The 12632-nt window shown below is 46.9% G+C and carries 11 protein-coding genes and 1 tRNA gene; 6 read left to right on the forward strand and 6 right to left on the reverse strand.

What is annotated here, in order from left to right; translation table 11 throughout:
• Positions 1–78 precede the first annotated feature (78 nt).
• The 3 genes from ICE90_RS07205 to tsaE form a co-directional block, all read right to left on the reverse strand.
• Positions 79–154: transfer RNA gene (locus ICE90_RS07205), tRNA-Lys, on the reverse strand.
• Between the two features lie 87 nt (positions 155–241).
• Positions 242–1588, reverse strand: a complete 1347-nt coding sequence (locus tag ICE90_RS07210) for an N-acetylmuramoyl-L-alanine amidase (protein WP_216191753.1) — start codon at positions 1586–1588, stop codon at positions 242–244.
• A gap of 14 nt (positions 1589–1602) precedes the next feature.
• Complete coding sequence (tsaE, locus tag ICE90_RS07215; protein WP_215320465.1) at positions 1603–2145, reverse strand: tRNA (adenosine(37)-N6)-threonylcarbamoyltransferase complex ATPase subunit type 1 TsaE; 543 nt, start codon at positions 2143–2145, stop codon at positions 1603–1605.
• Positions 2146–2188: 43 nt separating this feature from the next.
• Here tsaE and queG point away from each other — a divergent pair, with 43 nt between their 5' ends.
• Genes queG through ICE90_RS07230 form a run of 3 tightly spaced genes read left to right on the forward strand, consistent with a single transcriptional unit; the run spans position 2189 to position 4455 of the window.
• A complete protein-coding gene (gene queG / locus ICE90_RS07220) occupies positions 2189–3283 on the forward strand; it encodes a tRNA epoxyqueuosine(34) reductase QueG (RefSeq protein ID WP_216191754.1) in 1095 nt (364 codons plus the stop codon).
• A gap of 27 nt (positions 3284–3310) precedes the next feature.
• Positions 3311–4096 (forward strand): AzlC family ABC transporter permease, encoded by a 786-nt coding sequence (locus tag ICE90_RS07225; protein WP_215320462.1) that lies wholly within the window; start codon positions 3311–3313, stop codon positions 4094–4096.
• Positions 4093–4455, forward strand: coding sequence for an AzlD domain-containing protein (locus ICE90_RS07230; protein ID WP_216860921.1), 363 nt, complete (start codon positions 4093–4095; stop codon positions 4453–4455). The genes ICE90_RS07225 and ICE90_RS07230 overlap by 4 nt, the downstream gene beginning before the upstream one ends.
• A 33-nt stretch (positions 4456–4488) precedes the next feature.
• Here the strand turns inward: ICE90_RS07230 and ICE90_RS07235 are convergent, their stop codons facing one another.
• Both ICE90_RS07235 and ICE90_RS07240 read right to left on the reverse strand, forming a co-directional pair.
• Positions 4489–7566: an FAD-binding and (Fe-S)-binding domain-containing protein gene (locus tag ICE90_RS07235; protein WP_215320460.1), complete on the reverse strand. Its 3078-nt coding sequence runs from the start codon at positions 7564–7566 to the stop codon at positions 4489–4491.
• Positions 7563–8249 carry a GntR family transcriptional regulator gene (locus ICE90_RS07240; protein ID WP_216155774.1) on the reverse strand — a complete coding sequence of 229 codons (687 nt, stop codon included), beginning with the start codon at positions 8247–8249 and terminating at the stop codon, positions 7563–7565. Before ICE90_RS07240 ends, ICE90_RS07235 begins: the two co-directional genes overlap by 4 nt.
• Before the next feature lie 216 nt (positions 8250–8465).
• On the opposite strand from ICE90_RS07240, the gene ICE90_RS07245 reads away from it, so the two are divergent.
• The 3 genes from ICE90_RS07245 (at position 8466) to ICE90_RS07255 (ending at position 11687) form a co-directional block, all read left to right on the forward strand.
• Positions 8466–9650, forward strand: a complete 1185-nt coding sequence (locus ICE90_RS07245) for an alanine--glyoxylate aminotransferase family protein (RefSeq protein WP_215320456.1) — start codon at positions 8466–8468, stop codon at positions 9648–9650.
• A gap of 144 nt (positions 9651–9794) precedes the next feature.
• Positions 9795–10202, forward strand: a complete 408-nt coding sequence (locus ICE90_RS07250; protein ID WP_215320454.1) for a heme-binding protein — start codon at positions 9795–9797, stop codon at positions 10200–10202.
• A gap of 6 nt (positions 10203–10208) precedes the next feature.
• On the forward strand, positions 10209–11687 hold the full coding sequence (locus tag ICE90_RS07255; protein WP_215320452.1) for a DEAD/DEAH box helicase: 1479 nt from the start codon (positions 10209–10211) through the stop codon (positions 11685–11687).
• Here ICE90_RS07255 and gluQRS read toward each other — a convergent pair.
• Positions 11674–12618 (reverse strand): tRNA glutamyl-Q(34) synthetase GluQRS, encoded by a 945-nt coding sequence (gene gluQRS, locus ICE90_RS07260; RefSeq protein WP_370624656.1) that lies wholly within the window; start codon positions 12616–12618, stop codon positions 11674–11676. The genes ICE90_RS07255 and gluQRS overlap by 14 nt on opposite strands.
• Positions 12619–12632: the final 14 nt, after the last annotated feature.

Here is a 12632-nt window from a genome sequence, read left to right on the forward strand (position 1 = left end):
TATTCACCAATTGGTGAATATTATGGTGAATATAAAGAGAAAGGCTCTCAAGCGTTAACCTGAGAGCCTTGATATTACTGGTGGGTCGGGCGAGATTCGAACTCGCGACCAACGGATTAAAAGTCCGCTGCTCTACCGACTGAGCTACCGACCCAGTTAAGCCATAAATTATAGCAAGAAGTTTGTTTGCCATCCTCAGGTCTGCGGGGGCTGCCCCTCAACCCTTGTACTTACAAGTGACTTATGAATTTATCCGTCTGGCAACCGGTGGATTTTTGGAAAAATAGTCCTTAATTCCCTTCAAAATCGCCTCTGCAATTCGGTCCTGATAGCCATCATCGTTTAATCGGGCTTCTTCCTGCGGATTGCTAATAAAAGCGGTCTCAACCAAGATTGAGGGGATGTCTGGAGCCTTCAAAACAGCAAAGCTGGCTTGTTCTACCTTGCCTTTGTGTAAAGGTGCAAATCCACCAATTTGCCTCAAGATGGAGTTGCCCACCTGTAAGGAGTCTTTAATCTGGGCGGTAGTCGACATATCTAATAGCAAGTTAGCAACCTGCCTGTCTTGAGTCTTGATGTTAATGCCGCCAATCAAGTCGGAAGCATTTTCTTTATTGGCCATCCATCTGGCAGCAGTACTACTGGCTCCCATTTGGGAAAGTGCAAATACGGATGCACCTTTGGCATTTCTTTCAATGAAAGCATCAGCATGAATGGATACAAATAAATCCGCTTCAACACGTCTGGCTTTTTGAACTCTGACATGCAGTGGTACAAAGTAATCGCCATCTCTAGTTAAGAAAGGGCGCATATAGGCTTCGCCTTCAATCTTGTCTTTGAGTCTTTTGGCAATGGCGAGTACGACATTCTTTTCTCGTGAGCCTGCTGCGCCAATGGCGCCAGGATCTTCGCCGCCATGGCCGGGATCTATGGCTATTGTGATCAAACGCTTGTATTTAGCAGGTGCTGGTAGATCCTTCTGTTCTGGAATAGCTTGCGCAACTGGTGCTGCTGGAGTTTTAGTCAGCTCTTTTTCTTTCTTGGTGGCGAACTGTGCAATGAGATCCACCTCTTCATTGGATTTTTCCAGGGCGCTTTCTTTCTTGGCGCTACTTCTCACTAAAGCCATTAATGGATCTGGTGGCGTAGTGGGGTAGAGGTCAAACACCATGCGGTAGTTGTACTCACCAATGGGATCAAGCGTAAAGAGTTGCGGCTTGATCGGTTCTTTTAAGTCAAATACCAAACGCACAACCCCTGGTTGAAACTGCCCAACCCGAACTTGCGAGATATACGGATCATTTGGCTTTACTTTAGCTACCAAATCTTTAAGAGTCGGATTTAGCTCTAATCCCTGTACATCAACTACCAAGCGATCTGGATTCGTCAAAATCTGCTGCGTAATCGGGAGCGGCTTATCAGATTCCAGGGTAACGCGAGTGTAGTCCTCAGAAGGCCAGACACGCACACCTAATATCTTGGCACCCCAAGCAATATCAAGCTCAGTCAGCAAAAGAGCAAAGCTTAAGAACTTCGCAGAAGTCTTGAGGTGTTGCCTTCTGGAGAGATTGATTTTTTGATTACTCATTAACTGCTTAGCTCTTACCGAGACGCTTGTATGTCATCAACCAAGGTTTTACCTTGCGCAGATAAAACATTGATTGTGATGATGCGCTCATTTTCATCCGCACCAGCAGCTAACTGAATCTGAATATCAAATGCAGGCAAAGTGCCCTCTGCTTTTTCTGGCCACTCAATTAAGCAAATACCCGGGACATCAAAATGCTCTGCAAATCCCGCTTCTTGCCATTCCAGGGGATCACGCATGCGATACAAATCAAAGTGATGAACAGTGATTGCTTGCTCTTTTAATTGCAGCGGATAAGGCTCGCACAAAGTATAGGTAGGACTCTTTACTTTGCCCTCGTGACCTAGCGCCTGGATGAGGTATCTCGCAAAGGTCGTTTTGCCAGCACCAAGATCACCCTCTAGAGAGATGTTTAAATGGGAACCTGGCTGATTAGTCAGAAAGTGCTCAAAACTGGCAGCCAGATGCTTAGCAAGAGAGGCGGTATCGGCTTCCTGCCTACAATAGAGATCTATTGCAGTGAGCGGAATTGCTGTGGTTGCCTGTGTTTGAGCCATTCCCCTAGTTTATTCAATTATTGCGCTACATTCTGTATTCCATATGCCTTTATCTACTAGTCCTCAATCTTTAGATGAGTCCAATCTACGTGATTGGCTTGGGGAGCAGGCTGCATCCTTAGGATTTGATGGCTTACGCATTACCGACACTCATTTGGGGCCTGCAACAGAACGTTTGCAGGAATGGCTGGCTGAGGGTCGTCACGGTCATATGGAATACATGCAACGCCATGCTGAATTACGCTCCAATCCCGAGCTCTTAGTTCCCGGTACCGTGCGCGTCATCTGTGTGTCCATGAATTACCTTCCGCCCGAAACTGATTTCGATACTGAGTGGCAACGCTTGGAAGATCCCACTCAAGCAGTGGTCTCGATGTATGCCAGAGGGCGTGATTATCACAAGGTACTTCGTAATCGTTTGCAAGAATTTGCCCTACTCATTGAAGAGCGCATTGGTAAATTAGGTTATCGCGTGTTCACAGACTCGGCTCCGCTGATGGAAGTAGAGTTGGCACGTAAGGCGGGTTTAGGTTGGCGCGGCAAACACACGCTCTTACTGAATCGAGAATCTGGCTCGACATTCTTTTTGGGTGAGATCTTGGTGGATGTACCACTTCCATTGGATCAAGAGATTGAAGAGCATTGCGGTACCTGTGCCTCTTGTATCGATATTTGCCCTACTCAAGCTATTACTGCGCCGTATCAATTAGACGCACGTAGATGTATCTCTTATCTCACTATTGAAAATCCTGAAGCCATACCAGTTGAATTTAGAAGTGCGATGGGTAATCGTGTGTATGGCTGTGATGATTGCCAACTGATTTGCCCATGGAATAAATTTGCTAAACGCACTGAGTTACCAGACTTTGCCAGACGCCATGGCTTGGGGCAGGCATCACTTTTGCACCTGTGGTCCTGGACTGAAGCGGAATTTGAGCGGCGACATGAAGGCAGTGCCATTCGCAGAATTGGTTATAGCCGCTGGCGTCGTAATTTGGCTGTAGCAATGGGTAATGGGCTAGCAAGTAATCAGGTAGTCGAAGCTGATAAGTCAGCCATACGCGCAGCTTTAAGTGAGGCACTTGCCCAAGCTGATGCTCTAGTAGCTGAGCATATTAAATGGGCCCTGAAGGCTTAGAAGTCCTATAAAGCTTACAATTAAGTTATGTCATCCGCAGACCAGCCCTATATTGATCCCAGCGAAATCGCGCTAGAAGAGTCTGCGGCAGAGCGCTTTAAAAATTCACGCGATGCGTTTTGGTCTGGTATCCGGGATGCAGCGGGCGCTCCAGCAATGGTGCTCTTTGCTGGCATGGTGGGCTTCGGAGCAATGGGTAAAACCAACGGCTTTGATGTTTGGTTTACGACCTTTACTTCCTTCTTTATGTTTGCATTACCGGGGCAGGTGGTCTTGCTCGAGATGGCTACTACCGGCTCATCTGTTGTGGCTATCGCTTTGGCTGTCACGCTGACATCCACGCGCTTCATTACGATGACGGTGACACTCTTTCCTCAGTTCCACCAAAAAGATCGCAATCGCAGTCTATATGCTTCTGTTCATCTATTAGCGATGACAGCATGGGCTATCTCCATGCGCGAGTTTCATGCGATTGAAGTGAAGCATCGCCTTAGCTATTTTGTTGGCTTGGGATTGCTATGCTGGTTGATTTCTATTCCGGGAACCATTCTGGGTTTTTACCTGGCGGGTATGGTGCCCAAACCAGTCACCTTAGGATTGGTATTTATTAATCCCTTGTTTTTCTTACTGACATTTACTGAAGTAAAGCCTTGGATTAACCGTATTGCGATTTGCTTAGGTTGTATCTTTGGCCCCATCTTCTTCATAGTTGATCGCGATACCAGCCTATTAACCGCAGGATTAGTCTCCGGAACCATCGCCTACTTTATTGACCGTAAGTTCTTGCGCAAAAAATCTGGGGTGCTTGGATGATAGACACAATCAACACCATGACTAACGCCCTCTCTGGATGGGGTTTGTGGATTGCCTTAGTGGGCGCCTGTCTGGGCACCTACTTCTGTCGTGCGATCGGTGTATTGCTATCGCAAAGCATCAACCAAGATAGCGAGATCTTCCGCTGGCTGGCTGCTGTGACCTATGCGATGGTTGCTGCTTTAACTATTCGTTTGATTGTGATGCCGCTCGGCCTGATGGCAACCGTACCTTTGTGGATACGAGCGCTGATTTGTGCTTTAGCTATCGGCGTGATGATCTCTAAACCCACCAAGCGTTTGGTTCCTGCCTTGCTGACAGGAACTTTGCTAATGGTGGGTTATGGCGTCATTCGTTAAATAAAAATACGCCGCTCCATTCTCTTTTTTCTCCTATAGATGCGCCGCCAAAATTCTGGCGATATGCACAGCCTCTCGTTGGGTGCCATCGGCAATTTGATGGCGACAACTAGTGCCATCGGCTACCACCCAACTGTCTGGTGATTTTCGAATACTAGGCAAAAGACTAGCTTCTGCCATTTGCTTAGACACTTCAATGTGCTCGGCTTCATAGCCAAAACTACCGGCCATACCGCAGCAAGAAGATTCAATCAATTTAGGCTCTGCATTAGGAATGAGCTTGAGTAATTCTATTGCAGGGGTCACTGCAGCAAATGACTTCTGATGGCAGTGACCATGAAAAAGCACTGACTTATCGGCCGCTTTGAGATTCAATTTGAGCTTGCCTGCTCGTACTTCGCTAGATAAAAACTCTTCGAGTAATTGCGCTTGCTTAGAAACACTTATTGCTTTGTCACCAAAACCCATCACCAAGGCTTCATCCTTCAAGGTAAATAAGCAGGAAGGCTCTAAACCAATGATTGGGATGTCCTTAGCTGCGTATGGCGCGAGGTGATCAACCAATTCACCGAGAGTGGCTTTTGCCTTATCGACCATGCCTGCAGCTAAATAGGTTCTGCCACAGCAAAATTCTTTAGAGCAGCCATTTTCATTGTTATTAGCTTGCTTTGTTTTATTTGTTTGACTCTTGTGCGGAATATGCACGCGATAGCCAGCAGCATTGAGTACTTTTAATGCCGCTTGGAGATTTTCATCTTCAAAGTAGGCGTTAAAGGTGTCTGCCAACAGAACTATCCCTTTGCCATCAGGGTTGCTAGCAAGCTGCTCTGGTGTGTACTCATAAGAGTTTGCTGCTTTCTGATTCCAGAAGGTCTTGCTTTTCCAGCTCGGCAAGCTTCTTTGTGCAGAAATACCCATGACCCACTCTTGGAGTGTTGCAATAGGTTTAATGTGATTGCGCAAGTTGAGTAATGCTGGCAAGAATGGAATAGCGCTAATCGTATGGGCGTATTTAGGTAAATAGGCAACCGCTAAATCCCGTAACGAGTGTCCAACACGTTTCTTATAGGCGGAGAGGAACTCAATCTTCATCTTCGCCATGTCTACGCCAGTAGGGCATTCGCGACGACAAGCCTTACAGCTCACACATAGCTCCATCACCTCTTTAATCGCATCGCTACCGAGCGGTGAGGCCTCATCTTTGATGTCGAGTTGATTCGAAAGCGCTAGACGCAAGGTATTTGCTCTACCACGGGTGAGGTGTTTCTCATCACGCGTTACGCGATAGCTAGGGCACATCACTTCAGCATCAAACTTGCGGCAGTGGCCATTGTTATTACACATCTCCACTGCTTTAGCTAAGCCCATGGCTGGGTCACCGCCTGTGCCAGGGGCAGTAGTTGCTTCTGTAATAGCATCGTTTTGCACATTCCAAGCAGACCAATCTAATACAGGCTGTAGAGGAATGACTTTGTAACTTGGCGGAAATCTAAAGTTGCTCGCATCATCCATCTTAGGTGGATTAATGATCTTGCCTGGATTAAATAATCCCTTTGGATCAAAAGCGTGTTTGATTTGTGCGAGGGCTTCAGTGATCTTGGGGCCAAACTGCCAAGAGATCCATTCGCCACGACAGAGGCCATCGCCATGCTCACCGCTATAGGCGCCTTTGTACTTGCGTACCAAGGCGGAAGCTTCTTCAGCAACCGCACGCATTTTCTGGGCGCCATCTCTGCGCATATCCAAAATAGGGCGCACATGCAAGGTGCCAACAGAAGCATGGGCATACCAAGTACCACGTGATCCATATTTAGAAAACACATCTGTTAAGGCTTGGGTATATTCAGCCAAACTCTCTAGTGGAACAGCACAGTCTTCAATAAAGCTCACCGGCTTGCCGTCACCCTTGAGACTCATCATGATGTTGAGGCCCGCTTTGCGCACTTCCCATAAGTTCTTTTGCAAAGAAGCATCAGGCATGGGTACAACAGATCCTGGCAAACCTAAATCACTCATGAGTTCTTGTAGGGCTTTTAGCTTCTCAAGTAATGGTGCATGAGTCCCACCAGAAAACTCTACCAACAAGATGGCTTCCGGAGTCTGGGCTGTGTGATCAATTAAGGCGGTTTCAATGGTTTTCTTAAAGCTGGGATTGCTACGCGCTAAATCAATCATGGTGCGATCAACCAGCTCAACAGCAGTTGGACCTAACTTCACAATATGCTGAGCACTATCCATAGCTTTATAAAAGCTAGCAAAGTTCACAATACCCAGCACCTTATGTTGTGGCAAAGGCGCGAGCTTGAGTTTGAGGGACTTAAAGTACCCAAGGGTGCCTTCGCTACCAACTAAAAGGTGCGCAAGGTTGACGCTGCCATCTTGGGTATAAGGTAGTTCACTTTGAGGGTGGAAGATATCGAGGTTATATCCTGCAACACGGCGCAACACCTTAGGAAAGCGTGCTTCGATTTCTGGTTGGAGAGTGGTGGCTAGGTTTTTAACAAAACCACCCAACTGCTTTGCCGCACCAGTACTGCTTGCGTAATCGCTAAAGTTAGCAACTCTGCCGTCTGCTAACCAAGCATCAATACCTAAAACGTTATGCACCATATTGCCGTAAGCGATTGAGCGGCTACCACAAGAGTTATTTCCGGCCATACCGCCAATCGTCGCTTGTCCAGCAGTAGAAACGTCCACTGGATACCAAAGACCGTGTTGTTTGAGTGAGCCATTGAGATGGTCTAGGACAATGCCTGGCTCAACTTCAACATAACCGTGATCCAGATTGAGATCTAAAACATTTCTGAAGTATTTGGTGTTATCAATAACTAGTGCTGCGCCAGTAGTTTGACCGCACTGACTAGTACCGCCTCCACGCGGTAGAACGGGTACACCCATCTCCGCTGCAATCTGAATCGCGCTAGCAATATCTTGTGCAGTCTTCGGCACAAAGACTGCAACCGGCATGGCTTGATAGATTGAGGCATCGGTTGCATAGCGGCCACGACTGGCGCTATCAGTCATCACCTCACCTGAAGTCTCCTTGCGAAGACGTGCCGCTAAAGCCGCTTGATCAACCATGAGTTCTTTAAGATCTAAGGGTTTGTTCATGATTTGGCGGATTCTAACGGGGATTCTGATTGGAGTAATTGAGCAACCACATCGCGTTTATTTCTGACGTGCTGGATCATGATTTTGCGCATGCGGACACCATCTCTTGCCTTAAGGGCATCGAGCATTTCTTGATGTTCTTCCACAGCCTTTTCCCACTTAACGCCATCTTGATTGGAACGAAAGCGTAATGCTTCAATGCGCGCATTGACTTGCGTAAAGAGTTTGGAGAGAACAGGATTGTTTGCCGCCTGATTAATCAAGTGATGAATACGTAAATTGAGTTTGTAATAACTCGATAAATCTCGGCGCGCATAGGAGGCCATCATTTCATATTGGAGGGCTTCTAATTCAGAGAGGGTGGCATCGCTAATATTGTTGGCAGCCAATTCTCCAGAAAATCCCTCGAGGTCTGCAATGACATCAAACGTATTTAAAACATCTGCAAGGCTGAGTTGCACAGCAATCGCACCACGATTGGCGATCAGCTCTACCAAACCTTCGGCTGCTAGACGGCGAATCGCCTCCCGAATGGGTGTGCGGGAGACGTTGAGGCTCTCAGCCAGTTCACGTTCATTCAATTTGCTGCCAGGGGCAATCTTGCCCTCAACCAAGAGGGATCTCAGCTTCTCGAAAGTCGCTTCATGCAAATTTTGTGAATTTGGCTGTTCTATTGCGGTCATGGATCAACCCTTAGTTAAGCTATTGGCTTATTAATTTGTATACAAAATAAGAATAAACTATCTTAAGGTATAAATACAGCCTTTAAATGCTTAATTTAGGCTTTATTCTGATGATTATTTAAAATAATTTGTATACAAAATGGAAATTTACTAAAAATTGTCATACACTATCAACAGAAATTACTACCTATAAACACTTTAAAAGTGAGACAAAGCATGTTGAAACTTGATAACCACGCATCAGGACGCCATTTTTTACATATCCCTGGCCCAAGTCCTGTGCCCCCACGCGTACTGCGCGCCATTAGCTATCAAACTATCGATCATCGTGGTCCAGAATTTGGTGCGTTCGGCCTCAAGGTGTTGGATGGCATCAAAAAGATTTTTAAAACTGAGCAACCGGTCATTATTTATTCCGCATCCGGAACGGGTGCTTGGGAAGGTGCATTAGTCAACGTTCTCAATCCTGGTGACAAAGTGTTGTTCTATGAAACTGGTCAATTTGCAAACTTGTGGCGTGCACTTGGTAAGCGTCTTGGTTTAGACGTTGAAGTGGTTGGTAAAGCCGGACAAGATTCTTGGCGTTGGGGTGTAGATGCATCTCTGATTGAAGAGCGTTTGCGCAAAGATACTGGTCATGAGATCAAAGCAGTTTGTGTTGTGCATAACGAAACTTCAACTGGCGTTACCTCCAATATTGCAGCGGTTCGTAAAGCAATTGATTCCTTAAAGCATCCTGCCTTATTGCTCGTAGACAGCGTATCCGGCTTGGGTTCAGCCGATTACGAACATGACAAATGGGGCGCGGACGTAACTATCTCCGGCTCACAAAAAGGCTTGATGTTGCCACCTGGAATTGGCTTTAATGCTTTATCACCGCGTGCAATTGAAGTTAGTGAAAAAAACAAAATACATAAATCGTATTGGGCTTGGGATGAGATTCTAGAGTCTAATAAAAATGGATATTGGCCAACGACTCCCAGCACCAATTTGATGTATGGTTTACATGAAGCCATGGACATGATGATGGCCGAAGGATTGGATACGATCTTTGCACGTCACCAACGTTTAGCTGCTGCTTGTCGTGAAGCGGTTAATGCATGGGGTCTAGAAATTCAGTGTCAAGATAAAGACTGCTATTCACCAGTGCTTACTTGTATCGCGACACCAGAAGGTATGGATGCTGACGTATTGCGTAAACATGCACTGGAGAAATTTAACCTCTCCTTGGGAACGGGTTTAGGCAAGATCAAAGGCAAGGCATTTCGCATTGGCCATTTAGGCGATTGCAATGAATTGAGCTTGATGGCCGCCCTCAGTGGGGTAGAGATGAGTCTGGGCTCTATGGGTTACAAACCGAAGGCCAGCGGAGTCGTTGCAGCCCAAGAGTTCCTTAAATAAGAAGTACTTAGGGCAACTTAGAGCAAATTAGGGTGGGTGGAGCTAGATTCCTCAGGTTCAATCTGGTTACACCCCTTATAATTCAAGTACTTATATAGAAGTGCATAAAATAAATACACCATATTCGAGATAGAAAGATTAAACATGACTGCGACTAAACCTTACCTCACTCAAGCTGATGCTCAAAAGATTTTGGACGCAGCAAATAATCATGCGGCTGCCAATAATTGGGCTGTAACGATTGCCGTTTGTGATGACGGCGGTCATATGTTGGGCTTGATTCGTCGTGATGGTTGTGCTCCGGTATCTGCATACATTGCACAAGAAAAAGCACGTACAGCTGCAATGGGTAAACGTGAGAGTCGCGTTTATGAAGAAATTATTAACAACGGCCGCACCTCTTTCTTATCTGCCCCACATATTTCGGGCATGTTGGAGGGTGGGGTCAATATCGATGTAAATGGGTTTACCATCGGCGCAGTCGGCGTTTCCGGCGTTAAATCGACCGAGGATGCTGAAACCGCTAAGGCTGGCATTGCGGCCATCCTGTAAGTTACCTTGACAAATACTGCTACTGAAATAAATTCTTCAGGGGTTAGCGACACCGCTACCCCTAGCGTTACTGATATTACTAGCGCTGCTGCTGCCCCTGCGGCAACAATCACTTTTGCTGACTTTGGTTTAGATCCGAAAATTCAAAAAGCGGTTCTTGAGCAGGGTTACACCATTCCTACTCCGATTCAAGCGCAATCTATTCCGCATGTATTGGCGGGCAGTGACTTAATGGGTGCAGCACAAACTGGTACTGGTAAAACAGCTGCCTTTGTATTGCCGATTATTCAAAAGATATTGCGTCACGCCAGTAATAGCGCATCGCCAGCACGTCATCCAATCCGTGCATTGGTTCTCACTCCGACCCGTGAGCTGGCAGTGCAAGTAGCCGAGAATGCGGCAAGCTATTCCAAACACACTGATTTACGCGCTGCCGTTGTTTATGGTGGCGTGGATATGAAAGAACAAGTATCAATACTGCGTAATGGCGTAGAGATCTTGATCGCCACTCCAGGACGTTTGCTTGATCACATTGGCTCTAAAGTGGCCAACCTCTCCCAAGTGGAGATTTTGGTTTTAGATGAAGCCGATCGCATGCTTGATATGGGTTTCTTGCCTGACCTACAGCGCATCATTGATTTGATTCCTGCGCAAAGACAGACATTGTTGTTCTCTGCAACGTTCTCACCAGAAATTAAGAAACTGGCACAAAGTTATTTACGTACTCCGGTAACGGTTGAAGTGGCACGTCAAAATGCTGCGGCTGATACGGTGAAACAAGTAGTGCACATGGTTTCCTCTGCCGATAAGCAACGCGCGATTGTCAAAGTCCTTGAAGCACGTACTCGTGCTGGCTTATCACGCCAATGCATCATCTTTACCAATAGTCGTTTAGGCTGTGCAAAGTTATCTCGTGCCTTAGAGCGTGACGGTATTAAAGCGGGCGCGATTCATGGTGACAAGAGTCAGGGTGAGCGTACTTTAACTTTGGACGCATTTAAATCTGGCGCAATCGAAGCATTAGTAGCAACCGATGTGGCTGCTCGAGGTTTAGATATTCCCGATATGCCGTGCGTGATTAATCACGAGCTGCCTTACAACGCAGAAGATTTTATTCACCGCATTGGCCGTACGGGTCGTGCTGGTAGTAAAGGTGATGCGATTGCTTTGGTGGATGCCAGTGAAAAGCGTTTGCTTGACGATATCGAAAAGCTAATGAAGCGCAAGCTGGATGTGCAGCCTTTACCAGCAGGTGAACCTTCACAAAGCCGCCCTTCATCTAGTGGTTATGGCGGCTCCAGTGGATCTAGAAGTTCTTACAGTGCACCAGCCAAAATGTCTGACCCCTTTTTCTACAAGCCTTACGAGCCATCTGCAGCACCATCAGCTTCTGCAGATCCCGCTAAGCCAGAAGAGAAGAAGGCGGGCATTACCCCTGCTAAGCCCGCTGTTGGCGCTTTACTCGGCGGCTTTAAGAAAAAGTAGGCCATGCATGAGTGGCTGCAAGCAGCCACTCTGCAATAGTGACATTCTCGCCATCCGGCAAATTCTGCAATCCCAAATGTGTTGCCGCTTTACGTAGCTCTATCAGCGAGTGCTTTGCATCTTGCGTATTGATTTGGGTGGCTAAAGTTTGCTTGCTGAGTTTTTCACCGTGCTCATCCAGCACCAGTGGCAGGTGAAGATATTCTGGCCGCTTGTATCCCAATATCTCTTGTAGATAAATTTGCCTTGCAGTATTACTCAGCAAATCTTTGCCACGAACGATGTGTGTAATATTCTGCTCGGCATCGTCAACCACTACAGCTAGCTGATAAGTAAATAAGCCATCAGTTCTGCGTATTACAAAATCACCCACTTCTGTATTGAGGTTTTGGTTTTGAGAGCCTAGAGCTAAATCCCTAAATTCAATATGGCAATTTTGGGGAAGGGCAATCCGCCAAGCCCGCTGCAATTCCCCGAAAGATTCTGCGTGATTGCTAATTAAGGTAGCGGGGCGGCAGGTGCCGGGATAGACCATTTCTTGGTTTCGGGAAGTTTCTATTCCGAGCTTGGCCAGGGCATTGGCAATGGTTTGTCTTGAACAAGTGCAGGAATACAGGCATTGAAGCCCATTTAAGCGTTCTAAAGCCCTTTGATGAGCCTCTTGGCGCTGAGATTGCTGAACGACCTCCTCGTCCCAAGAAAGGCCGCAGGCGAGCAATTGAGCCTGAATTTGCCTGGTTGCCTCAGGGAGGCACCTTGGGGTGTCCAAATCCTCGATTCTGAGCAGCCATTTACCCCCGTTTTTTCGGGCATCTAGCCAGCTTCCCAGGGCAGCAACCAGGGATCCGGCATGTAGCGGACCAGTAGGCGAGGGGGCGAATCGCCCGCGATAGCCGCCGGTTGGGGGTGGAGGGTTTTTGAATGTCGACACAGCTAAAATCATCT

It is taken from the genome of Polynucleobacter sp. AP-RePozz3-80-G7, assembly GCF_018882145.1.
GTDB lineage: Bacteria > Pseudomonadota > Gammaproteobacteria > Burkholderiales > Burkholderiaceae > Polynucleobacter.

Coding starts and splice junctions, on each gene's coding strand:
- ICE90_RS07210 (WP_216191753.1), bottom strand. CDS start 1,588: ATGAGTAATCAAAAAATCAATCTCTCCAGAAGGCAACACCTCAAGACT.
- tsaE (WP_215320465.1), bottom strand. CDS start 2,145: ATGGCTCAAACACAGGCAACCACAGCAATTCCGCTCACTGCAATAGAT.
- queG (WP_216191754.1), top strand. CDS start 2,189: ATGCCTTTATCTACTAGTCCTCAATCTTTAGATGAGTCCAATCTACGT.
- ICE90_RS07225 (WP_215320462.1), top strand. CDS start 3,311: ATGTCATCCGCAGACCAGCCCTATATTGATCCCAGCGAAATCGCGCTA.
- ICE90_RS07230 (WP_216860921.1), top strand. CDS start 4,093: ATGATAGACACAATCAACACCATGACTAACGCCCTCTCTGGATGGGGT.
- ICE90_RS07235 (WP_215320460.1), bottom strand. CDS start 7,566: ATGAACAAACCCTTAGATCTTAAAGAACTCATGGTTGATCAAGCGGCT.
- ICE90_RS07240 (WP_216155774.1), bottom strand. CDS start 8,249: ATGACCGCAATAGAACAGCCAAATTCACAAAATTTGCATGAAGCGACT.
- ICE90_RS07245 (WP_215320456.1), top strand. CDS start 8,466: ATGTTGAAACTTGATAACCACGCATCAGGACGCCATTTTTTACATATC.
- ICE90_RS07250 (WP_215320454.1), top strand. CDS start 9,795: ATGACTGCGACTAAACCTTACCTCACTCAAGCTGATGCTCAAAAGATT.